Source organism: Bacteroides sp. NGMCC 1.200775 (assembly GCF_040798045.1).
Lineage (GTDB): Bacteria > Bacteroidota > Bacteroidia > Bacteroidales > Bacteroidaceae > Bacteroides > Bacteroides hominis.
The window spans coordinates 234,280-255,071 of sequence record NZ_JASCQK010000006.1; the positions used below are offsets into that span (position 1 = coordinate 234,280).

General features: G+C 38.5%; 20 protein-coding genes. 10 read left to right on the forward strand and 10 right to left on the reverse strand.

The genetic code is table 11. The features are described 5' to 3' along the window. Positions 1–2: 2 nt before the first annotated feature. Positions 3–863 carry a hypothetical protein gene (locus QK890_RS16450; RefSeq protein ID WP_005809848.1) on the reverse strand — a complete coding sequence of 287 codons (861 nt, stop codon included), beginning with the start codon at positions 861–863 and terminating at the stop codon, positions 3–5. Positions 864–1,790: 927 nt separating this feature from the next. Here QK890_RS16450 and QK890_RS16455 point away from each other — a divergent pair. Next, positions 1,791–2,960, forward strand: a complete 1,170-nt coding sequence (locus QK890_RS16455; RefSeq protein ID WP_022011837.1) for a 6-bladed beta-propeller — start codon at positions 1,791–1,793, stop codon at positions 2,958–2,960. 231 nt (positions 2,961–3,191) lie between these two features. Here the strand turns inward: QK890_RS16455 and eno are convergent, their stop codons facing one another. From eno to crcB, 3 genes are all read right to left on the reverse strand, one after another. Beyond that, the gene (gene eno, locus QK890_RS16460) at positions 3,192–4,481 is read right to left on the reverse strand and encodes a phosphopyruvate hydratase (protein WP_005775910.1); all 1,290 of its coding nucleotides are present in this window, start codon (positions 4,479–4,481) and stop codon (positions 3,192–3,194) included. 147 nt (positions 4,482–4,628) lie between these two features. Continuing rightward, entirely contained in the window at positions 4,629–5,294 is a 666-nt protein-coding gene (locus QK890_RS16465) for a pentapeptide repeat-containing protein (protein WP_032540879.1), read from the reverse strand. Positions 5,295–5,302: 8 nt separating this feature from the next. Then, positions 5,303–5,689, reverse strand: a complete 387-nt coding sequence (gene crcB / locus QK890_RS16470) for a fluoride efflux transporter CrcB (protein WP_005809844.1) — start codon at positions 5,687–5,689, stop codon at positions 5,303–5,305. Positions 5,690–5,840: 151 nt separating this feature from the next. Here crcB and QK890_RS16475 point away from each other — a divergent pair, with 151 nt between their 5' ends. After that, positions 5,841–8,000: a glycoside hydrolase family 97 protein gene (locus QK890_RS16475; protein ID WP_250703939.1), complete on the forward strand. Its 2,160-nt coding sequence runs from the start codon at positions 5,841–5,843 to the stop codon at positions 7,998–8,000. 413 nt (positions 8,001–8,413) lie between these two features. On the opposite strand, the gene QK890_RS16480 is transcribed toward QK890_RS16475, so the two are convergent. Next, positions 8,414–8,773 carry a helix-turn-helix domain-containing protein gene (locus tag QK890_RS16480; protein WP_005775915.1) on the reverse strand — a complete coding sequence of 120 codons (360 nt, stop codon included), beginning with the start codon at positions 8,771–8,773 and terminating at the stop codon, positions 8,414–8,416. 227 nt (positions 8,774–9,000) lie between these two features. On the opposite strand from QK890_RS16480, the gene QK890_RS16485 reads away from it, so the two are divergent. Both QK890_RS16485 and QK890_RS16490 read left to right on the forward strand, forming a co-directional pair. Further along, positions 9,001–10,515 carry a hypothetical protein gene (locus tag QK890_RS16485; protein WP_250712285.1) on the forward strand — a complete coding sequence of 505 codons (1,515 nt, stop codon included), beginning with the start codon at positions 9,001–9,003 and terminating at the stop codon, positions 10,513–10,515. A 46-nt stretch (positions 10,516–10,561) separates the two neighbouring features. Beyond that, entirely contained in the window at positions 10,562–11,320 is a 759-nt protein-coding gene (locus QK890_RS16490) for a BT1926 family outer membrane beta-barrel protein (protein ID WP_032529731.1), read from the forward strand. A gap of 105 nt (positions 11,321–11,425) precedes the next feature. On the opposite strand, the gene QK890_RS16495 is transcribed toward QK890_RS16490, so the two are convergent. The 4 genes from QK890_RS16495 to QK890_RS16510 all read right to left on the reverse strand — a co-directional run bounded on the left by QK890_RS16495 (position 11,426) and on the right by QK890_RS16510 (position 13,665). Next, complete coding sequence (locus QK890_RS16495; protein ID WP_005809834.1) at positions 11,426–11,851, reverse strand: RNA-binding S4 domain-containing protein; 426 nt, start codon at positions 11,849–11,851, stop codon at positions 11,426–11,428. Between the two features lie 25 nt (positions 11,852–11,876). After that, positions 11,877–12,440: an aminoacyl-tRNA hydrolase gene (gene pth / locus QK890_RS16500; RefSeq protein ID WP_005809833.1), complete on the reverse strand. Its 564-nt coding sequence runs from the start codon at positions 12,438–12,440 to the stop codon at positions 11,877–11,879. A gap of 103 nt (positions 12,441–12,543) precedes the next feature. Further along, on the reverse strand, positions 12,544–13,134 hold the full coding sequence (locus tag QK890_RS16505; RefSeq protein WP_005775921.1) for a 50S ribosomal protein L25/general stress protein Ctc: 591 nt from the start codon (positions 13,132–13,134) through the stop codon (positions 12,544–12,546). A 144-nt stretch (positions 13,135–13,278) separates the two neighbouring features. After that, positions 13,279–13,665, reverse strand: a complete 387-nt coding sequence (locus QK890_RS16510; protein ID WP_044299561.1) for a PUR family DNA/RNA-binding protein — start codon at positions 13,663–13,665, stop codon at positions 13,279–13,281. A 168-nt stretch (positions 13,666–13,833) separates the two neighbouring features. Between QK890_RS16510 and nusB the strand changes: the two genes are divergently transcribed. From nusB to QK890_RS16540, 6 genes are all read left to right on the forward strand, one after another. Then, positions 13,834–14,760 (forward strand): transcription antitermination factor NusB, encoded by a 927-nt coding sequence (gene nusB / locus QK890_RS16515; protein ID WP_005775923.1) that lies wholly within the window; start codon positions 13,834–13,836, stop codon positions 14,758–14,760. A 45-nt stretch (positions 14,761–14,805) separates the two neighbouring features. Beyond that, complete coding sequence (gene yajC, locus QK890_RS16520; RefSeq protein ID WP_005775925.1) at positions 14,806–15,132, forward strand: preprotein translocase subunit YajC; 327 nt, start codon at positions 14,806–14,808, stop codon at positions 15,130–15,132. A gap of 23 nt (positions 15,133–15,155) precedes the next feature. Next, the gene (locus QK890_RS16525) at positions 15,156–16,169 is read left to right on the forward strand and encodes a CdaR family protein (RefSeq protein WP_005818784.1); all 1,014 of its coding nucleotides are present in this window, start codon (positions 15,156–15,158) and stop codon (positions 16,167–16,169) included. Continuing rightward, positions 16,159–16,776 (forward strand): dephospho-CoA kinase, encoded by a 618-nt coding sequence (coaE, locus tag QK890_RS16530; RefSeq protein ID WP_250704135.1) that lies wholly within the window; start codon positions 16,159–16,161, stop codon positions 16,774–16,776. The genes QK890_RS16525 and coaE overlap by 11 nt, the downstream gene beginning before the upstream one ends. A 17-nt stretch (positions 16,777–16,793) precedes the next feature. Next, positions 16,794–17,210 (forward strand): DUF5606 domain-containing protein, encoded by a 417-nt coding sequence (locus tag QK890_RS16535; RefSeq protein ID WP_022011923.1) that lies wholly within the window; start codon positions 16,794–16,796, stop codon positions 17,208–17,210. Between the two features lie 494 nt (positions 17,211–17,704). After that, positions 17,705–17,944 carry a hypothetical protein gene (locus tag QK890_RS16540; RefSeq protein WP_250704148.1) on the forward strand — a complete coding sequence of 80 codons (240 nt, stop codon included), beginning with the start codon at positions 17,705–17,707 and terminating at the stop codon, positions 17,942–17,944. Positions 17,945–18,020: 76 nt separating this feature from the next. Here the strand turns inward: QK890_RS16540 and clpB are convergent, their stop codons facing one another. After that, positions 18,021–20,609: an ATP-dependent chaperone ClpB gene (clpB, locus tag QK890_RS16545; protein ID WP_005775930.1), complete on the reverse strand. Its 2,589-nt coding sequence runs from the start codon at positions 20,607–20,609 to the stop codon at positions 18,021–18,023. Between the last annotated feature and the right edge of the window lie 183 nt (positions 20,610–20,792).

Here is a 20,792-nt window from a genome sequence, read left to right on the forward strand (position 1 = left end):
TTCTAAATAATGGAAGTCTCGTATGCACTGGTCAACATATCATAATCGGCATCACTGTATTCTCCTTTTTCCCGAGCCTTCTGCACCTGTTTGATAAATATTTCTACCTGTGAAAGGAAAGTCTGATAAGACTTCATCTCGCTTTCATGACCATTCACGGCAGGAAGTTTTTTAGCAGCATCGAGTTGTTTGGTAAGTTCAGCTACTTTCAGGTCAATGCGGGGGCCATCCATCATATGCTTACGTGCATACAGGTTCAAAATACTCTGCATCGTAGCAGACATCTTCCGTACAGACATAATCTGTTCTTTCAGCGGACTGTCCGCCAGAAGCACCTGTTCAGCCTGTTCGGTAAACGGACTCAGAATATCAAAAACATTCTGCTTGTATTCAGACATCTGTGTGCTCAACTGATAATTCGCCTCTAACAGTTGCTTCGCTTTGGTTACATCTTTCTTTTTCAAGTAAGAAAGATAGGTATCGAAATTTGCGTAGAACTCTGCTCTCGCCTTAAACAATCCGGCATAGTTCTGCACCAGATTCTGGCGGGTTTCTCCATTGAAGTAATCTCCGGGATTCATCACCGTCGCCGAATCTTTTGCAACAACTGTCGGTGGGGCGATGGCGGTAAGAGCCGGTACTTTTCCTTTTTGTTCCATATAATCCAAAACGGCATTTACATCTTTTTCCTTCACCATATCTTTTAATACTCCGAGAGAAGTATTATAATATTTGATTACCTCTGTCGCATTTTCAATATCTGCCGTACTGGCAACAGGAGCTTTGCTCTTGCTTCCACCCGAACAAGAGGCCAACAGAAAAGCACTCACAAGTGCTCCAAAAAACAATAGATTCTTTTTCATAATGTTTCCTTTAATAATTAGTAAATAGAACAAGCCTATAGATAGCTGATATTGCACTAATAACAATATAAAAGTCGTTTTGCTCTCAAAACCATCTATAAATTACAAAGGGAACAGGGAAATTAAAGAAATAAATATCATCGGAAGCGAAACCACATTACTGCATAAAACAAAAAATGGCTACTCGTCCCGAGCAACCAATCTTTTGTTAACCTTAAATCTAATACTTATGAAAAAACACAATACAAAAATACCGATTCCCAACTAATTAGCAAATTTACGCACGATATTCTGCTCTATTATAACATGGTTTAATGTTACCGATAACTTATTAACATTTCACACTTGTATTGTTAACCATTAACAAGTTCCATTACTCGTTTTCAGACATAAAAAGGCTATCATACCTCGTCCACCCAATAACGATGATATCCCCACCGGTACATATTACTGAATTTCTTTATCCCCCCCCTGATCATATTCCAATCCTTCAGATAACAATTTTTCCGATGACAATGAACATGTTACAGGTATAACCGGTATTTCATCATAACGAAATGAATGTAGACCTCAAAAGATAGTTTATAACCAACCCACACAACCCTATGCATTTCTGAAGCAGAAAGATAGAAATCAGATAAAGGCAGTAATCTATTATTCAATTCGAACAGTTCGAATGATGGAAAAAAAAGAGAAGTCGATATTGTGATATTCTTTCAATAATAGAATCTTGTCACTTAATTTATTCTTTTTGATTTCTTGTATATTAATGTTTTTTTCTTGCTTAAGACATCAGATAGTGGTATATTTACCCCGAAACACTTCAGCCCGTTTTTTAACCTTAAAAGGAATTGAATATGAAAAATTTAAAATAATTATTGATCGTACTAATCTTTGTTACATAAAAAAACAAATAAAACAAATAAGATGAAACAAGTAAACACTGTTTTGACAGTCATTCTGTTGGTAGTATTGACTGGATGTGGAAGAAATAAACAATCAAACGATGATTTAATCATCGTGGACGTTTCGAAAAGCTATCCTAAAAAAGAATTGATTCTTCAGGATTTTATGAATGTGGAATATGTTGCGCTGGAAACTACAGATGAGTTTCTTACACAAGGCTTAGTACAAGATGTGGGAAAAGAATACTTATTGGTAACCAATAGGAATAATGATGGGGATATTTTTATTTTTGACAGGCAAACCGGTAAAGGATTAAAAAAGATAAATCGGCGAGGGCAAGGGGCAGAAGAATATGCAAGGATTAATGAGATTATTCTTGATGAAAACAATGATGAAATATTCGTAAAGTCACCGGGAAATAAAATCTTAGTATACGATCTTAACGGAGAATTCAAACGGTGTTTGAATCTTGGTAGAGATATTTCATCTATTTTTGATTATGACAAACATAATTTGATCTGTTATGATATGTCAGATTATCATAACAAAGGAAAAGATAGAAACAAATCGTACCATATTCTTATATCAAAACAGGATGGAAGTATCACCCGGGAAATTTTTATTCCTTTTAAAACGATTAACACACCGATTGTGACTGATGGAGATCGATTTATAGCAAATTATTCTTACCAAATACGCCTAAGTAACGGCAAATGGACACTTATGGACGCATCAGCCGATACATTGTATAACTATGCACCGGATGGTACATTAAGCCCCTTTATTGTAAGAACCCCCTCTGCAAATACTATGGAGCCTGAAATTTTTCTTTATATGGGTATTCATACCGACCGTTATTACTTTATGGAAACCGTTAAAAATGTATTTAACTTTGAAAAAGGTAACGGATTCTATACAGATGAGCTGGTGTACGACAAGAAGGAAAAAGCCATATTTCAAGTTGCCGTATATAATGATGACTATGCAGAAAAAAGAACTGTAGCTATGACGGCGAAATCAATAAATCGCGATATCGAGGATGTCACGAGTTTAAGTGCATCCCAACTTATTGAGATTTATAAGAAAGAGCAACTGAAAGATGGCAAATTGAAAGATATTGCTTCAAAGTTGAATGAAGAAGACAATCCTGTAATCATGTTGGTAAAGCAAAAAAATAGTGGTTTAAAATGAAAAAGGCAACCAACTATTTTATCAAGAGCAGTGGATCATCCACCACCTGCTGAACACTCCTTTTATTCCATTCGCAGGATTGTTGACCGAATAGATGGTGTTGCTCTTGTTCTTTACGTATACTATGAGGTTGTGTCAAAGCGTATTTGACACAACCTCCTTTTCACATTTACATTCAATCATTATAAAAATAACTAACCTTTCATCATGCTATGCTTATCATGATTTTATTTAGCCTTTTACGGTAATTCGTTTGTAACCATATACAGCACGGTCACCCAATTCTTCTTCTATACGAAGCAACTGATTGTATTTCGCCATGCGGTCCGAACGGCTCAACGAACCGGTTTTAATCTGTCCGCTGTTTGTTGCTACGGCAATATCTGCAATGGTTGCATCTTCTGTTTCGCCGGAACGGTGAGAGGTGACTGTTGTATATCCGTGGCGGTGTGCCATTTCAATAGCGTTTAATGTTTCTGTCAGCGAACCTATTTGGTTTACTTTAATCAGAATAGAATTGGCACAACCTTTTTCGATACCTTTTGCCAAGAAATCAACATTAGTAACGAAAAGGTCATCACCTACCAATTGGCAGCGGTCGCCGATACGTTGAGTTAATTTTTTCCAGCCTTCCCAGTCATTTTCACTCATACCGTCTTCGATGGAATCAATCGGATATTCGTTGATAAGTTTCTCCAGATAGTCAATCTGTTCCTCGGCTGTACGTTTTTTACCCTTTTCACCTTCAAACTTGGTGTAATCGTAGATACCGTCATGATAGAATTCGGAAGAAGCGCAGTCCATGCCGATCATTACATCCTTACCCGGTTCATATCCGGCAGCTTTAATAGCGGCAAGGATAGAGTTTAGTGCATCTTCTGTGCCTTCCAGATTCGGAGCGAAGCCTCCTTCATCACCTACAGCTGTACTCAAACCACGGTCTTTTAATACTTTTTTCAAGGCGTGGAATACTTCGGCACCCATGCGCAGTCCCTCTTTGAAAGAGTTTGCACCAACCGGGCGAATCATAAATTCTTGAAAGGCGATTGGGGCATCGCTATGTGATCCTCCATTAATGATATTCATCATTGGGACGGGCAAAACATAAGTATTTGTGCCGCCGATATATCTGTAAAGGGGAATATCAAGATAATTGGCAGCTGCTTTGGCTACGGCAAGTGAAACACCCAGGATAGCGTTTGCACCCAGTTTGGCTTTTGTCTTTGTTCCGTCCAGTGCCAGCATAGCATGGTCAATGCCCATTTGGTCGAGGGCTGACATACCAATCAGATGTGGGGCAATGACTTTATTAACGTTCTCTACTGCTTTCTGTACACCCTTACCGCCGTAACGATGTTTATCACCGTCGCGGAGTTCAAGCGCTTCATGCTCACCGGTCGATGCGCCCGACGGAACGGATGCACGTCCCATGATGCCTGATTCCAATACTACGTCTACTTCTACTGTAGGGTTACCTCTTGAGTCGAGAATCTCTCGTCCTGTAATTTTTTCTATTTTCATTATTTCTCTTGTTTTTTAGTCTCTGCAAATGTACTCACTTATGGGAAGCGGTAGAATAACTATTAATAGGTATTCCGTGCGGTCTCTTTCCCTATAAATCAGTATTATCACTTTTATACTATAAAACAAAGAGAGGGGTGGAAAAGTTCAGTCGTCTTCAACCTTGACTCCTAACAGAGGCAGTAAGTCCATTGCCTGTAATGAACTGACTATAGCCCCTTTCAGGTCAGCTATGTTTAGTTGAATACCTGTTATTCTTGAGCTCCTGAGGTCGATACCTTTTAAAGACGTATGCGAAAAATCTGCTTCAAGCAATTCACAATTGTCGAAAGCTGCTGGTATTAATTTACTGTCATTGAGGCTGGCGTTTCGAAAATCACAATGGCTGAAACGAACGGTTCGCATTTTCGTCATGGAAAGATTGATATATTGTCCATAACAATGCTCCATCCGGACATGGTTTAGGGTGGCTTCCGGAAAACCTGTTCCTAAGAGCTTGCATGATATAAATTCTACCCGGTAGAAAGTAGTTCCGGCAAAGGACACGTTGGATAAGTCGCAATTTTCAAAACGTATGTCTGTTAATTGGGCTGATTTCAACTGGCATTCGTTGAATATTTGTTGTTTGAAAGTACAATTGTTAATACTTAGATAGGGCTTATTTACTTGTCGGACAACTCCTTTAGAGAAATATAAATCAGAAATTTTCTCTTCATCCACCAAAATATCGAGCGGAGTGATGCTTTCGGACTGCTCATTGATGAATGGGGCTATGACTTTAACAGGTTGGACTTTCTTAATTGCTGGTTTCATATATTAGTCTATTGTTTTAAATGTTCTCCGAGGTATCCTCCACCTAATACGGCTAAAAGCCCGAGTATCATACTGGCTAATGTGTAAAATGCGAATATGCCGTAGAAGCCTCCTTTCAGTAAACTCAGGCCATCATTAGCCAAAGTAGAAAATGTGGTAAAACCTCCACAGAAACCAACAGTCAGAAATAGCCTTAATTCGAAGGATAGATCAAGACGTTCTGAAAGTGAATAAAATAATCCTATTAACAAACTTCCAGCAATGTTCACGGCAAATGTTCCCCACGGAAAGGGGAAAAAAGTAGGGCTAAGTTTCTCGTTGACGGCTATTTGTGCCAGATAGCGGGATACACTGCCTATGCCTCCTCCGATAAATATATAAATAATCTCTTTCATCTTTTTTATTTTGTTGGCAAAGTTACCACTGTCAACTGTTTATGCAAACGTTTTCTGATAAATCTTCTTTATTTCAGTTCTATTCGTCGAACCGGAATCTGCTTCTTGCTTATCTTTGTTGCATGATTACTAATTTATATTAAACCATATCATGAAGAACATGAATAAACTGACTTTTAAGTTGGCTTGCTTTTTTCTTTCTCTTTTAGTGAGTAGTGTGGCAATGGCCGAAAGCATTACTTCTCCAAATGGACTCTTGAAACTGAACTTTTCGGTGAATGGAAAGGGGGAGCCTGTGTATGAACTTTCTTATAAGGGTAAAGAAGTGATTAAACCTTCTAAACTGGGCCTTGAACTGAAAGATGATCCCGGTCTGATGGATGGTTTTACATTGATCGATGCCAAGACTTCTTCTTTTGACGAAACCTGGAAACCTGTTTGGGGAGAAGTAAAGCAAATCCGTAACAATTATAATGAGCTTGCGGTAACTTTAGACCAAAAAGCTCAGGATCGTAAGATGTTGATTCGTTTTCGTTTATATGATGACGGACTTGGTTTTCGCTATGAATTTCCGCAGCAAAAGAATCTGAATTATTTTGTGATAAAAGAGGAGCATTCCCAATTTGCTATGACAGGCGATCATACTGCTTTCTGGATACCGGGCGATTATGATACACAAGAATATGATTATACTCGATCGAAGCTTTCGGAAATACGTGGCCTGATGAAAACAGCTGTTACTCCCAATGCTTCCCAGACTCCTTTTTCTCCTACCGGGGTTCAGACTGCTTTACAAATGAAGACCGGTGATGGATTGTATATCAACCTTCATGAAGCTGCCTTAGTGGATTACTCTTGTATGCATCTTAATTTAGATGATAAAAACTTTGTTTTTGAATCATGGCTGACTCCTGATGCACAGGGAGATAAAGGATATATGCAGACTCCTTGTCAGTCTCCATGGCGTACAATCATGGTCAGTGATGATGCACGTGACATTCTTACTTCCAAATTAACATTAAACCTGAACGAGCCATGTAAATTGGAGGATACTTCTTGGATTAAGCCTGTCAAATATGTAGGTGTATGGTGGGAGATGATTACGGGTAAAAGTACATGGGCTTATACTGACGACGTTTATTCAGTGAAGTTGGGTGAGACCGATTATGCTAAAACTAAGCCCAATGGGCGTCATGGTGCCAATAATGAGAATGTGAAACGTTATATCGATTTTGCCGCTGAACACGGTTTTGACCAGGTATTGGTTGAGGGCTGGAATGAAGGATGGGAGGACTGGTTTGGCAAGTCAAAAGATTATGTGTTTGATTTCGTCACTCCATATCCTGACTTTGATGTGAGAATGTTGAATGAATATGCCAAGAATAAAGGGGTAAAGTTGATGATGCACCATGAAACCTCTGCATCTGTTCGTAACTATGAACGCCATATGGACAAAGCTTACCAATTTATGGAAGATAACGGCTACAACGCTGTGAAGAGCGGATATGTAGGCAATATAATCCCACGCGGTGAGCATCATTACGGGCAATGGCTGAATAATCATTATCTCTATGCAGTGAAGAAAGCAGCCGATCATAAAATCATGGTAAATGCTCACGAAGCCGTTCGTCCAACCGGATTGTGTCGTACGTATCCGAATCTGATCGGTAACGAGTCTGCCCGTGGAACAGAATATGAAGCTTTTGGTGGGAATAAACCATTCCACACTACATTGCTTCCTTTTACACGCTTGATTGGTGGTCCAATGGATTATACTCCAGGTATTTTTGACACTCAATTGTCTTTCTTGAGTGGTGAACATAGTTTTGTGCATACCACTTTGGCAAAACAATTGGCCCTTTATGTTACACTTTATAGTCCGCTGCAAATGGCTGCCGACCTTCCGGAGAGTTATGAGCGCCACATGGATGCATTTCAGTTTATTAAAGACGTGGCAGTAGACTGGGATGACAGTAAATATATTGAAGCAGAACCGGGAGAATATATCACGGTGGCTCGAAAAGCCAAAGGAACCGATAATTGGTTCGTTGGAGGTATTACAGGTGAAAAATCCCGTACTTCTACATTCGTTCTTGATTTCCTGGATCCGGGGAAACAGTATGTAGCCACTTTATATGCTGATGGGAAAGATGCGGATTATGAGAAGAATCCTACCTCTTATGAGATTAAAAAAGGTATAGTGACTAATAAAACCAGGATTTCTACTAAATTGGCTCGTAGTGGAGGTTTCGCTCTCAGTCTGATAGAAGCTACTCCGGCCGACCGAAAAGAACTTAAAAAGTGGAAATAAAGGTGGGTTAGTGGTAAAAAGGTTAGTTTGGTTATTTTTTTGAAATGAAAGAGTCCGGATACACAATATGTATGTCCGGACTCCTTTTGTTGATAGTTACTATATTATCAATTAAGTGAGTCATCTCTTGACTTTCTATTTTTATCTGCTGTTCTTATCTTTATTGATTATATCGTTTTTAATCAAGTGATTAATAGTCTAATGTTGAATGTTTATAAAGCTAACTTTAACATAGAGTTAAAGCTTGTTTTTTGAATGCAAAGAACAAGTTGTTTGCATTTAAAAGATTTGTTCTTTGTACAGAGGGAATAACGATCTTTGTTTTCTCCTTAACATTGTTAAATTATTCTGTTATGATTATATCTTTGCTTTGATAGCTTTTGTTCCCTATATATAATAAGGTGTAAACAACTCTACTTATTAGCTCCTCCATCCAGTAACTCGGCTATTTTCTTTTTCAGGTTTAGCTTGATAATTTCATCTTGCTGCAGTTCTATTTCTACTGTAATTTTGGCATTTCCCAATTTATATCTGATATCTTCATTATCATAATTTCTCTGTTCTTTTTTGATGCTATATAAAAGGGAAAAATCATAATCTAACGCCAGTGAAATATTGTATAATGTATCCGTATCGATGCTTTTCCTTGTTAGTAGGTAATCTACACTTTGAGGCTTAACGTCCAACCGTCTTGCGAGTTCGGCTTTAGTAACCTGTCTCTCAGACATTACATTCTTGATAATTTCACCTATATAAATATTACTTTTTTTCATTTGCATGAAAGTACAACATAATCTGAAGAGTTAGGTTTATCGATATAAAAGAATCTCTGTCTATTTTTGTATTTTGTTCATAATTTATTTGTTTTATCAGATAAATTAGGATATATTTGCAGCGGATCACTGAGAGAAGTGAAACAACACTCTTCTGGTAGCAGAAGAAAAACAGAGTGGAACATAACATTTATATTATTACTATTATTCATTAAAATTTTGAGATTATGAAAAAGAAACTCGTGATGGTAGCAGTGCTCCTGGGTGCTTTGTCACTGGGAGCTTGCGTTGATAACAACGAATCGACTTCAGTAGAGGCAGTGCGTAATGCTAAAGCTGAGCAGTTGAAAGGCTTGGCAGCATTGGCAAATGCACAAGCTGAGGCTACGAAAATTACAGCTGAAGCTGAGGCTGCATTAAAAAATGCACAAGCTGAATACCAGAAAGAAATGACTGAAGAGGCTAAACAGAAATTTGCTGTTGAAATTGAACGAATTAAAGCCGAGGCGGAAAAAGCAATTGCTGAAGCAAAGAAAGCTGCTTCTGAAGCTGAACTGGCTATTTTAAAAAATGCTGATGAACGTGTTCAGTGGTTATACGGACAGTATACTATAGCTGCTGGTGAATTGGCTGTTTTGAATGAAAACTTTCTTACCAGAACAGCCGGTCTTGCTCAGTTAGAAGCAGGTATAACTACAGCAGAAGCAAATGCTAAGATTAACACTATTACTTTGAATAGAAGTATCGCAGCGGAAACTGCTAAATTGGAGGTTCTGAAAGACCCAGTTAATGCAAATATTGATAAGGATGCGCTTAACGCTAAAAAGGAGGCTGCTCTTCAAAAGTATAGGTTAGCCAATAGTACAGTGATGAATAATGAAGGTGCTGCTTTGGATGCAGACGCCAAAGGTATTCAGGAAGCTATTGATGCTTTGGATAGAGATGCAATTGAAGAGGTAAATAATCTTTATTATGGTGTCGTTGCATTTACAGGAACAGAATATTTGCAGTGGGAATCGACTACTGGTATTAAATCTGATGTTGTTAATTTAGGGGCTTATATAAGTGAAAGCCAAAAACTTGAAGCAGAAACATCTTTTGCAAATCGTGTAAAAAATGCGGCAGATGCTTTGGGTACGTCAGCAGATACTAAGGATAAGAATACTGCTTATGGTCGTCTTGCTTCTGCTAATGCACAGTTGGAAGATGCAAATAAGATGGGTGAAACAACAGATGCAGAAAAGGAGGCTAAAGAGCAAGCTATAGAAAATGCAAAGCGTGCAATTGCTTCTGCGAAAGATGGTATTGTGATTGCACAAGCTGAGTATGATAAAGAAAAGGCTGCTTCTGATGAATTTGCTGCTACTCTTGCAGCTGTTGATGTAAAAGCATATAATGATGCCGTTAGTGCAATTGTAGCATTGGTTAAAGCGAATGAAACTGTTGCTAAAGCATTTAATGATGCAAATGAGACTCCGATGAAACTTTGGAGTGAGTATAGTGTTCTTAATGCACTTTATAATAATAGTCAGAACCTTGAAGAATTAATTGCTCAATGTGAATTAAATATTGCTCAGGCTAAGGAACAGATTAAATTCTATGAAGCTAATATCACGAATGCTGAGGCTCAATTAGCTAAGGGAAAAGAAGAGTTGGATAATCTGGAAAAAGAGATTGCTGCTAAGAAAATTATTGTTGACAATGCAAAAGCTGCGTTGGATGCAGAATTAAGAGCTGAATAATCACCTAAAGTAACGGCAGAAAACAACAAATCAAAAAAAGTATCGTATGAAAATAAAAAGACTTTTAGTGTTGGCCGTTCTACCCATGATGTGTCTTGCAGCTAATGCACAGAACTGTAGTAAAGACAATACTCCTAAAAAAGGAGACTTTACGGTAGCGGCTACTGTTGGATACAATAGTTACACAAATGTCACAGCCCCTTCGGGGCTGCTGACTGACTATGAAGTCAGAGCGCTCTCAACCAACTGGGCAGACAAAAAGCTGATGGTTGGTTTCGAAGGGGGCTGGTTCTTCAAAGATCAGTGGAAACTAAATTTGGGTGGCGGTGTCAGCTTCACGAATAACCCCGGTTATCCGGCTGTTCCCGGTACAATAGACGAAAATACGGAGATCGGTGATGGGAGTATCCCTAACTACCGTGCCGTAGCCGATGCTCAGTCGTTCGCCTATAATGTGTCGGCAGGTGTTGATCGTTATTTCAACATCAAGCGTGTTCCTAACCTGATGTGGTATACAGGCGTTCGCGTAGGTTTTGCTTACGGCGAAAATGAAATGAAGTATGATGAAGAGACCTCTATGGGCAAATCGGTTGCCGAAAGCTGGAATCTTCGTGGCGCCTTGACTATCGGTGTCGATTACTATGTTCTTCCTGCCCTCTACGTCGGTGCGCAAATCGATCCGTTTGCTTATACGTACAACAAGACCACGTATAATCCGCAAGCCGGTCTTGGCGATCTGTCGGCAGACAGCCATAACTACAGTGTTTTGGCAGCTCCGACATTGAAGATCGGATTTAAGTTTTGACCTCTATCTCCATCCGGCCGATAGGTTATCGGTCGGGTGGGTGATTTTATAAATAAGTCCATTTATTTATACCTCCCCGGTGTCCGTGACGGCTGTCGGGGATTTTTATTTATTGTCTTCTTCAAAATCAAAGTCAAAATCAAAGTCATCCATAAATTCCGGAGTAGTGAATTCTTCAATGCTTCGACGGTCTTTTTTAGTCGGGCGTCCGGTGCCTCTTGCGCGATCAATGAAACCACTGATTTTGCTCATTTCCAAAAGTTCGTATTGATCGGGTGTCGTTACGTTTTCCATCATCTCGGATACAAGCTTTGCTCCGATTCGTTTCTCGATAGCTTGTAATACTTTGAAAGAGTATGTAATGGGGGGCTTTTTTACTTGAATTACGTCTCCTGGCTTTATCATACGAGATGCTTTCACAAACGATCCGTTGATGCTGATTCGTCCTTTTTTGCAGGCCTCAGCGGCGATGGTGCGGGTTTTGAAGATGCGGACTGCCCACATCCATTTATCTATTCTTGCTTCAGGCATTGGGTTATAAATTGAAAATGAATTATTATTTTTTGTTGAATTGATTCATCGTTATGTCGATTCCTGCCAAACAAAAGCTTTTGGCAATCTCTCCGGCTGTCTCCAGGCGCTCGTTCATTGTTGTCCAGTCTTCTTCCGTAAAATGTCCTAATACGAAATCAACTTGTCCGCCCTTTGGGAAGTCATTGCCAATGCCAAATCTCAACCGTGCATAATTCTGAGTTCCCAAGATAGCTGCGATATGTTTTAATCCGTTATGACCTGCATCGCTACCTTTGCTTTTCAGACGTAATGTTCCAAAAGGAAGAGCCAGGTCATCAACGATGATTAGCATATTCTCCAATGGAATATTTTCCTTTTGCATCCAATAACGCACGGCATTGCCACTTAGATTCATAAATGTCGAAGGCTTCAACAGAATCATTTGTCTTCCTTTTACAGATAGGGTAGCTGTAAAGCCATAACGACCGTCCTTGAATGATAGGTTGTTTGCTTTAGCCAAAGCATCCAACACCATAAAGCCTATATTATGGCGAGTTTCATGGTATTCTGGACCAATGTTGCCTAATCCGACAATTAAGTATTTCATATCTTTCAGTTTATTTGTTTTTAAATAAAAACGCAGATTAACACAGATGTGAAATCTGCATTAATCTGCGTTTGAATGATATCTCTAATAAAGGATAGCGATATTATTTTCCTGCTGCAGCAGCTGCACCTCTTGCCGCACGAGTCAACTTAACGGCACATACAACAGCTTCTTTTGCATTCAGAAGTTCCAGTCCTTCATAGCTCAATTCGCCTACTTTAACTGTTTTGCCAAGACCCAAGTGAGATACATTGACAGTCAGTTTCTCAGGAATAACGTTGTACAAAGCTTTAACTTTCAGTTTACGCATCTGCAATGCTAATTTACCACCGGCTTTCACACCTTCAGCAAGACCTTCAAGTTGTACCGGTACTTCCATTACGATAGGTTTAGCTTCGTCAATCTGATAGAAGTCTACGTGCAGGATAGTATCTTTTACAGGGTGAAATTGAATGTCTTTCAAAATCGCATTCACTTTTTTACCATCGATAATCAGGTCTACTACGTGGATGTGCGGAGTATAAACCAGATTGCGAAGTCCTTCGTTAGTCACTGTGAAGTGAACAACTTCTCCACCACCGTAAAGTACACAAGGTACACCACCGTTGTTACGAATTTCTTTCAAAGCTCTTGCCTGTTCAGAAGAGCGTTCTGCAATTGTTCTTGCAGTTCCTTTAACTTCAATTGATCTCATTTCTTGAAATTTTTTGTGTTACTCTAAATTAAGTTATTTTGCTTGCTTAATTCACCATCACACGATGTGATTATCACACGATGTGCAAAAAGCGGTGCAAAAGTACACTTTCTTTCTGAAATATCAAAGAATTGATGTTTTTAATTATTCAAAATCAATATCTATTTTAATTTCACTATCTAAAACTGCAGTTTCAGTTTCGCTTTCAGATTCGATTTTTTTTCCGGATTCTAATTCTTCGGTATATTCTTGATTCTGATTGATATAACTGATCGCTTGTTCAAGACCGGACATGAATTTACCAAAATCTTCTTTATACAAAAAGATTTTATGCTTTTCAAAACTTACCTGGGAATCGTCTCCTTCTCCCATTACGACTTTTTTGCTTTCAGTGATAGCAAGAAACATTTCATCTTTACGGTTCTTTTTAACGTCCAGATAATATATACGTTTACCAGCTTTAATCGATTTGGAGAATACAATCTCTTTATCATTCATGTCTGTTCCTATTTTCTTTTTAAAATCTTCCATATTGTTAGGTCTGTTTATAATTGGCTTCAAAATTGGATATTTTTTTTAAACCGTCAAAAGAAAAAGGAAAGAGAATGAAATACTGCATTAAAAAATGTGATTTATTTGCGTAAACTCATTAAAAATGTCTACTTTTGCAATTCGTTAATAACAGTATTAATTAAGATTATGATTAACAGAGTTCTTATTCGTCTAAAGATCATACAGATAGTGTATGCTTACTATCAAAACGGCAGCAAAAATTTAGACTCAGCGGAGAAAGAGTTGTTCTTTAGCCTCTCTAAGGCTTACGACTTATACAACTATTTGCTGATGCTTATGATTGCTTTGACGGAATATGCACAAAAACGCATTGACACAGCGAAAGCTAAATTGGCGCCGACAAAAGAAGAGTTGTATCCTAACATGAAGTTTGTGGAAAATAAGTTTATCGCACAACTTGAAGTAAATAAACAATTGAGCGAGTTTATAGCTAACCAGAAAAGAACCTGGGCAAACGATCAGGACTTTATCAAAGAATTGTACGAGAAGATTATTGCATCCGATATATATAAAGAATATATGGCTTCTTCCGATAAATCTTACGAAATGGATCGTGAGTTGTGGAGAAAACTATATAAAACGTTTGTTTTCAATAATGATTCGCTGGATCAAGTGTTGGAAGATCAGAGTTTATATTGGAATGATGATAAAGAGATTGTTGATACATTTGTATTGAAAACTATCAAGCGTTTTGAAGAAAAACAAGGGGCTAACCAGCCATTATTGCCTGAGTTTAAGGATGATGAAGATCAGGAATTTGCACGGCGCTTGTTCCGTCGGGCCATTCTGAATGCCGATTATTATCGTCATCTGATCAGTGAAAACACAAAGAACTGGGATTTGGATCGTGTAGCTTTCATGGATGTGATTATTATGCAGTGTGCGTTGGCAGAAATTCTTAGTTTTCCGAACATTCCGGTCAGTGTTTCGTTAAATGAGTATGTAGAGATTGCCAAACTCTATAGTACAGTGAAGAGCGGTAGCTTTATCAATGGTACATTGGACGGAATAGTTAATCAATTAAAAAAAGAAGGTAAGTTGACAAAAAACTAATACCTTTGTCCAAATAGATTAAAAAACTAAAAAACTGATTATTTTATGAACCTATTAACTGTATTTTTTCAAGCTCCTGCTGCTGGCCCTGATGGTAGTTTGATGTGGATTATGCTGATAGCAATGTTTGTTATCATGTATTTCTTCATGATTCGTCCGCAGAATAAGAAACAGAAAGAGATCGCTAATTTCCGTAAGTCTCTCCAGGTGAATCAGAATGTAATTACTGCTGGTGGTATTCATGGTGTGATTAAGGAAATCAATGATGATTATATTGTTCTTGAAATCGCTTCTAATGTAAAAATTAAGATAGATAAGAACTCTATTTTTGCAGATGCTTCAGCTGCCAATAGCCAGTCTGCTACGAAATAAGGAACTAAAAATAAATAAAGCCTATGTTCGAACGTAGGAACATAAAGTATATTTATTTAAAATTATCAAGAAGGATTAAGGACTTTCTGCTTAGTGATAAGAGCAGAGAGTTCTTAATTTTTTTATTTTTCTTTTTTATTGCAGGTGGATTTTGGCTGCTTCAAACATTAAATAATGATTATGAAGCAGAATTTTCAATTCCTGTTCGTCTGAAAGGAGTACCTAATCATGTAGTTTTAACTTCTGAACCTCCTTCTGAATTGCGTATCAAAGTAAAAGATAAGGGTACGGTATTGCTGAACTATATGTTGGGCAAAAGTTTCTTTCCGGTAAATATCGATTTTTCTGAGTCAAAGGCCCCTAATAATCATGTGAAGATTTATACTTCAGAACTTGAGAAAAAGATTCTGGGACAGCTCAATGTGTCCACTCGTCTGCTTTCTGTCAAACCAGATACCTTGGAGTATATTTATTCTACCGGAAAGTCGAAATTGGTGCCTGTTAAATTAGAGGGTAAAGTTACTGCAGGGCGTCAATACTATATTTCCGATACCATTTATTCTCCGGATTCTGTTTTAGTATATGCTCCTGTAGCTATATTGGATACAATTACAACTGCCTATACACAAAAAGTGAACTTTGAGAATGTAGCGGATACATTGAGGCAACGAATTGCGCTTGCCGGAGTGAAAGGAGCTAAGTTTGTTCCCGGAGCGATTGATTTAACTTTGCCTGTGGATATATATACGGAAAAGACTGTTGAAGTACCATTGCGTGGTATTAATTTTCCGGCAGATAAGGTGTTGAGAGCTTTTCCGTCTAAAGTCCAGATTACATTTCAGGTTGGACTAAGCCGTTTTCGCAAAATTAAGGCAAGTGATTTTGTTGTAAATGTCTCTTATGAAGAACTTTTAAAGTTGGGCACTGATAAATATACTGTCAAATTGAAGTCAGTTCCACGTGGAGTGAGTCATATACGCATTCATCCGGAGCAGGTTGATTTTCTTATAGAACAAGTTTCTTCTTATGGCAATTAAAATTGGTATAACCGGTGGGATAGGCAGTGGCAAAAGTATTGTTTCACGGCTACTTGAAGTAATGGGGATTCCTGTCTATATTTCAGATGAAGAGTCCAAGAGAATTGTAGCGACCGATCTTGTTATACGTAAGGAACTGTGCGACTTGGTAGGAGAGGAGATTTTCTTAAACGGTAAATTAAATAAGGTCTTATTGGCTTCATACCTTTTTGCTTCCTCCATACATGCTTCTCAGGTCAATAGAATCATACATCCGAGAGTTAAAGAGCATTTCAGGCAATGGGCTTCACACAAGGGTTGCATGGATATTATAGGTATGGAATCAGCAATCCTTATAGAGTCGGGGTTTGCTGATGAGGTTGATTATATTGTGATGGTTTATGCCCCTTTAGAAATAAGGGTGGATCGTACAGTTCGACGTGACAATGCTTCGTGTGAACAGATAATGCAACGTATTCGGAGCCAAATGAGTGATGAAGAAAAGTGTGAACAGGCTTCTTTCGTTATAATAAATGATGATGAGAAACCGTTGATACCACAGATTTTAGAGTTAATTGCTTTCCTATATCAAAAGATTCATTACCTTTGCTCCGCAAAAAATAACTAATATAAAAGTAATATACTATGTTAAAGACTATTTTGTCTATCTCCGGTAAACCGGGATTGTATAAGCTTATTTCGCAGGGGAAAAATATGTTAATTGTAGAAACAATTGATGCGACTAAGAAACGTTTTCCTGCTTATGGTAATGAAAAGATTATCTCTTTGGCAGATATAGCAATGTACACAAACGATTCAGAAGTACCTTTGCGTGACGTATTGCGTTCAATAAAAGAAAAGGAAAATGCAGCTATGGCCTCTATAGATGTGAAGAAGGCTACTCCCGAGCAACTACGCCAATATTTAGCTGAGGTTTTGCCTGATTTTGATCGTGACAGAGTGTATGTGAATGATATCAAGAAATTGATCTTATGGTACAATATTCTTGTTTCTAACGGAATTACAGAATTTGGTGAAGAAGCTGCTGCTGAGGCGGAATAAAAATTAATTCTGTTTCTTTTAGTTAAAAGCGCAATATCCCTTACTGAAAGGGGGATATTGCGCTTTTATTTTTTATCATGCCCCAATAAACAAAAGGCTCCTTAAGCTGTTCTTGCATAACTATATAAAATTTGCATAGAATATTTTAGAGAACTTATTTGTCGTATTCAGGGCTTTTTAATTATCTTTGTTGCAATCCGTCGATACCTGAAGAGTCAGTGTTGCGAGGAATATTACACAAAAAGAACAAAAGCGTTTTTAAGATATTATTCTGTACTTGAAATCTGGACAATTTCACTATTCAGGAATAATGCAACGAACGCTCATGCTCTGCTGTATATGCAAATATATAGTATCGAGCGTGGGTTGTTGTACATTATTTGAATAGTGGCAGTCCAGAGCCTCAGGTACGATAATTGCAACGTTCCCACGCTTTTTTATATACGAAAGATTCTTTCGAGGGAACCGGGAGTGATAGGAGAGAAGGAAAGAGCATGAAAGCAACAAGAGATAGCGGTATCTGTATGAAACTGGACGATTTTACCGGAGTTTTGTCTTTGGAACGTCTGCAAGTTAATACAATGGTATACCTGTATAGTGAGCAGGGTGAGTTAATAGGGAAGATTCACTCAACGGGAGATTGTGTTACTTTTATATTGCCGAGAAGAGGCATGTATGTGCTTGTTATTCATTGTGCATCCTATCCGGTGGAGGTCAAGAGGATCACTTATTGAACTTTCAAGAAAGAGAAAAGCCGGTATACCATAAGGCATACCGGCAGATCGCTATAGTTTATAGATTCTCAATTCTTTAGTTACGAAAAACCAATCCGTCACCTTGTGCATCTACAATAATTGCTTTACTACGGTCTACTTCTTGTGCTAATAATTTCTTTGATAAATCATTTAATAAATATCTCTGAATAGCTCTTTTTACAGGACGTGCACCGAACTCTGGATCATAACCTACTTGTGAAAGAAAATCTAAAGCGGCATCTGTCAGCTTCAACTCTACTCCATTACCCGCAAGCATCTTCTGCACACTTTTGATTTGCAGCAGGACAATTTGTTTTATTTCTTTTTCCGTTAGTGGTAGAAACATGATGGTTTCATCAATACGGTTTAAGAATTCGGGGCGTATGGTTTTCTTTAGCATATTCATTACCTCTTTCTTGGTTTCTTCTACAACTTCGTCTTTGTTGGCGCTGTTCAGTTTTTCCATTTGACTCTGTATGTAGCTACTACCCATATTAGAGGTCATGATGATGATTGTATTTTTGAAATTTACCACGCGACCTTTATTGTCTGTTAACCTTCCGTCATCAAGTACCTGTAACAATATATTGAATACATCCGGATGAGCCTTTTCGATCTCGTCAAACAGTACTACAGAATAGGGTTTACGCCGTATGGCTTCTGTCAACTGTCCTCCTTCATCGTATCCCACGTATCCCGGAGGTGCTCCAACTAAACGTGAAACACTATGTTTCTCCTGATATTCACTCATATCAATACGGGTCATCATTGTTTCATCATCAAAAAGAAACTCTGCAAGTGCTTTAGCCAGTTCGGTTTTACCTACTCCGGTAGTGCCCAGGAAGATGAAGGAACCAATCGGACGCTTGGGATCCTGCAATCCTGCGCGGCTGCGGCGTACGGCATCGGATACAGCTGCAATGGCTTCATCTTGCCCGATAACACGCTGATGTAATTCTTCTTCAAGATGAAGTAACTTGTCCTTTTCACTCTGCATCATTTTGCTTACGGGAATTCCGGTCCAGCGGGATACTACATCGGCGATATCTTCAGCATCTACCTCTTCCTTTATCATAGCTGTATCCCCTTGCATTTCATGTAACTTTTTCTGGGTATCCTCAATTTCCTTATTCAATTCTTGTAATTTTCCATATCGGATTTCTGCAACTTTCCCATAGTTGCCTTCACGTTCAGCCTTGTCGGCTTCAAATTTAAGATTTTCGATTTCAACTTTGTTCTGCTGGATTATATCCATCAGACTTTTTTCACTTTGCCATTTTGCTTTGTATGATTTCTCCTGTTCTTTCAGTTCGGCCAATTCTTTGCCGATTGTTTGTAATTTCGGTTCATCATTTTCGCGTTTAATGGCTTCCCGTTCGATCTCTAACTGTTTGATTTTACGTGATATTTCATCCAATCCTTCCGGGACGGAATCTACCTCCATACGGAGTTTGGCTGCCGCCTCATCCATGAGGTCAATTGCTTTATCCGGTAAAAAACGATCAGTTATATATCGACTGCTTAATTCTACGGCAGCTATGATTGCATCGTCTTTGATACGTACATGGTGATGATTTTCATATCGTTCTTTCAGACCACGCAGAATGGATATTGTACTCAGATTATCTGGCTCATCTACTTGTACTATCTGGAAACGGCGTTCCAAAGCTTTGTCTTTCTCAAAATACTTCTGGTATTCATCAAGGGTCGTAGCACCGATGGAACGTAACTCTCCACGGGCAAGTGCAGGTTTCAAGATATTAGCTGCATCCATGGCACCTTCTCCCTTCCCGGCTCCTACCAATGTATGGATCTCATCGATGAAGAGTATGATGTTACCTTCAGATTTTTTCACTTCATTCACTACGGATTTAAGCCGCTCTTCAAACTCTCCTTTGTATTTGGCTCCTGCAACCAGTGCCCCCATATCCAGAGAGTATACTTGTTTATCTTTCAGGTTTTCAGGAACATCTCCCCGGAGGATACGGTGTGCCAGTCCTTCAACTATTGCTGTTTTACCGGTACCCGGTTCACCTATTAATATAGGGTTATTTTTGGTGCGTCGACTCAGAATCTGAAGTACACGCCGAATTTCTTCGTCACGTCCGATCACCGGATCGAGTTTGCCGCTACGAGCGGCTTCGTTCAGGTTTATGGCGTATTTTTCCAGTGATTGATAATTATCTTCACTGGACTGAGAAGTGACTTTTTCTCCTTTTCTCAATTCATTAATAGCTCCGCGTAGTTCTTTTTCGGTCATTCCTGCATCTTTCAGAATAGTAGATACAGTACTCTTTACCGTTAGTAATGCCAGTAATAAGTGTTCCAGTGAAACAAATTCATCACCCATTTCTTTGGAATACTGTGTTGCTTTCTGGAAGACTTCGTTTGCTTCCCGACTCAAATAAGGCTCACCACCCGAAACTTTTGGGAAAGAGTCAATTTGCTTGTCGAGTACAAGGGCGATTTGCTGGCCGTTCAATCCTAACTTCTGGAAGATAAAGTTAGTAACATTTTCGCCTACCTTCATCACTCCATACAGGATATGAGCTGTTTCAATGGCTTGTTGTCCCCGGCTTTGTGCCAGATTGATCGCTTCCTGTACAGCTTCCTGTGATTTAATGGTAAAATTGTTGAAATTCATATCGTTTATTCTCCTTTCTTTTTCTTATTTTCAATAACACTATTGAAGGCGCAAAAGATTTGCCATGGGTTAAAAACTGACTTTTTTTCAGCTTTTTAAGGAATGTAAAAGCCAAAATGTCATATATTTTCCTTTTTACAAGGAAATTGTGTCCGAATGCAAGGGCATTTTAGAAGTATGTTG

Bases quoted from the DNA above. Each gene is read 5' to 3' on its own strand.
- QK890_RS16450 (WP_005809848.1), bottom strand. From the start codon at position 863: ATGAAAAAGAATCTATTGTTTTTTGGAGCACTTGTGAGTGCTTTTCTG.
- QK890_RS16455 (WP_022011837.1), top strand. From the start codon at position 1,791: ATGAAACAAGTAAACACTGTTTTGACAGTCATTCTGTTGGTAGTATTG.
- eno (WP_005775910.1), bottom strand. From the start codon at position 4,481: ATGAAAATAGAAAAAATTACAGGACGAGAGATTCTCGACTCAAGAGGT.
- QK890_RS16465 (WP_032540879.1), bottom strand. From the start codon at position 5,294: ATGAAACCAGCAATTAAGAAAGTCCAACCTGTTAAAGTCATAGCCCCA.
- crcB (WP_005809844.1), bottom strand. From the start codon at position 5,689: ATGAAAGAGATTATTTATATATTTATCGGAGGAGGCATAGGCAGTGTA.
- QK890_RS16475 (WP_250703939.1), top strand. From the start codon at position 5,841: ATGAAGAACATGAATAAACTGACTTTTAAGTTGGCTTGCTTTTTTCTT.
- QK890_RS16480 (WP_005775915.1), bottom strand. From the start codon at position 8,773: ATGAAAAAAAGTAATATTTATATAGGTGAAATTATCAAGAATGTAATG.
- QK890_RS16485 (WP_250712285.1), top strand. From the start codon at position 9,001: ATGAAAAAGAAACTCGTGATGGTAGCAGTGCTCCTGGGTGCTTTGTCA.
- QK890_RS16490 (WP_032529731.1), top strand. From the start codon at position 10,562: ATGAAAATAAAAAGACTTTTAGTGTTGGCCGTTCTACCCATGATGTGT.
- QK890_RS16495 (WP_005809834.1), bottom strand. From the start codon at position 11,851: ATGCCTGAAGCAAGAATAGATAAATGGATGTGGGCAGTCCGCATCTTC.
- pth (WP_005809833.1), bottom strand. From the start codon at position 12,440: ATGAAATACTTAATTGTCGGATTAGGCAACATTGGTCCAGAATACCAT.
- QK890_RS16505 (WP_005775921.1), bottom strand. From the start codon at position 13,134: ATGAGATCAATTGAAGTTAAAGGAACTGCAAGAACAATTGCAGAACGC.
- QK890_RS16510 (WP_044299561.1), bottom strand. From the start codon at position 13,665: ATGGAAGATTTTAAAAAGAAAATAGGAACAGACATGAATGATAAAGAG.
- nusB (WP_005775923.1), top strand. From the start codon at position 13,834: ATGATTAACAGAGTTCTTATTCGTCTAAAGATCATACAGATAGTGTAT.
- yajC (WP_005775925.1), top strand. From the start codon at position 14,806: ATGAACCTATTAACTGTATTTTTTCAAGCTCCTGCTGCTGGCCCTGAT.
- QK890_RS16525 (WP_005818784.1), top strand. From the start codon at position 15,156: ATGTTCGAACGTAGGAACATAAAGTATATTTATTTAAAATTATCAAGA.
- coaE (WP_250704135.1), top strand. From the start codon at position 16,159: ATGGCAATTAAAATTGGTATAACCGGTGGGATAGGCAGTGGCAAAAGT.
- QK890_RS16535 (WP_022011923.1), top strand. From the start codon at position 16,794: ATGTTAAAGACTATTTTGTCTATCTCCGGTAAACCGGGATTGTATAAG.
- QK890_RS16540 (WP_250704148.1), top strand. From the start codon at position 17,705: ATGAAAGCAACAAGAGATAGCGGTATCTGTATGAAACTGGACGATTTT.
- clpB (WP_005775930.1), bottom strand. From the start codon at position 20,609: ATGAATTTCAACAATTTTACCATTAAATCACAGGAAGCTGTACAGGAA.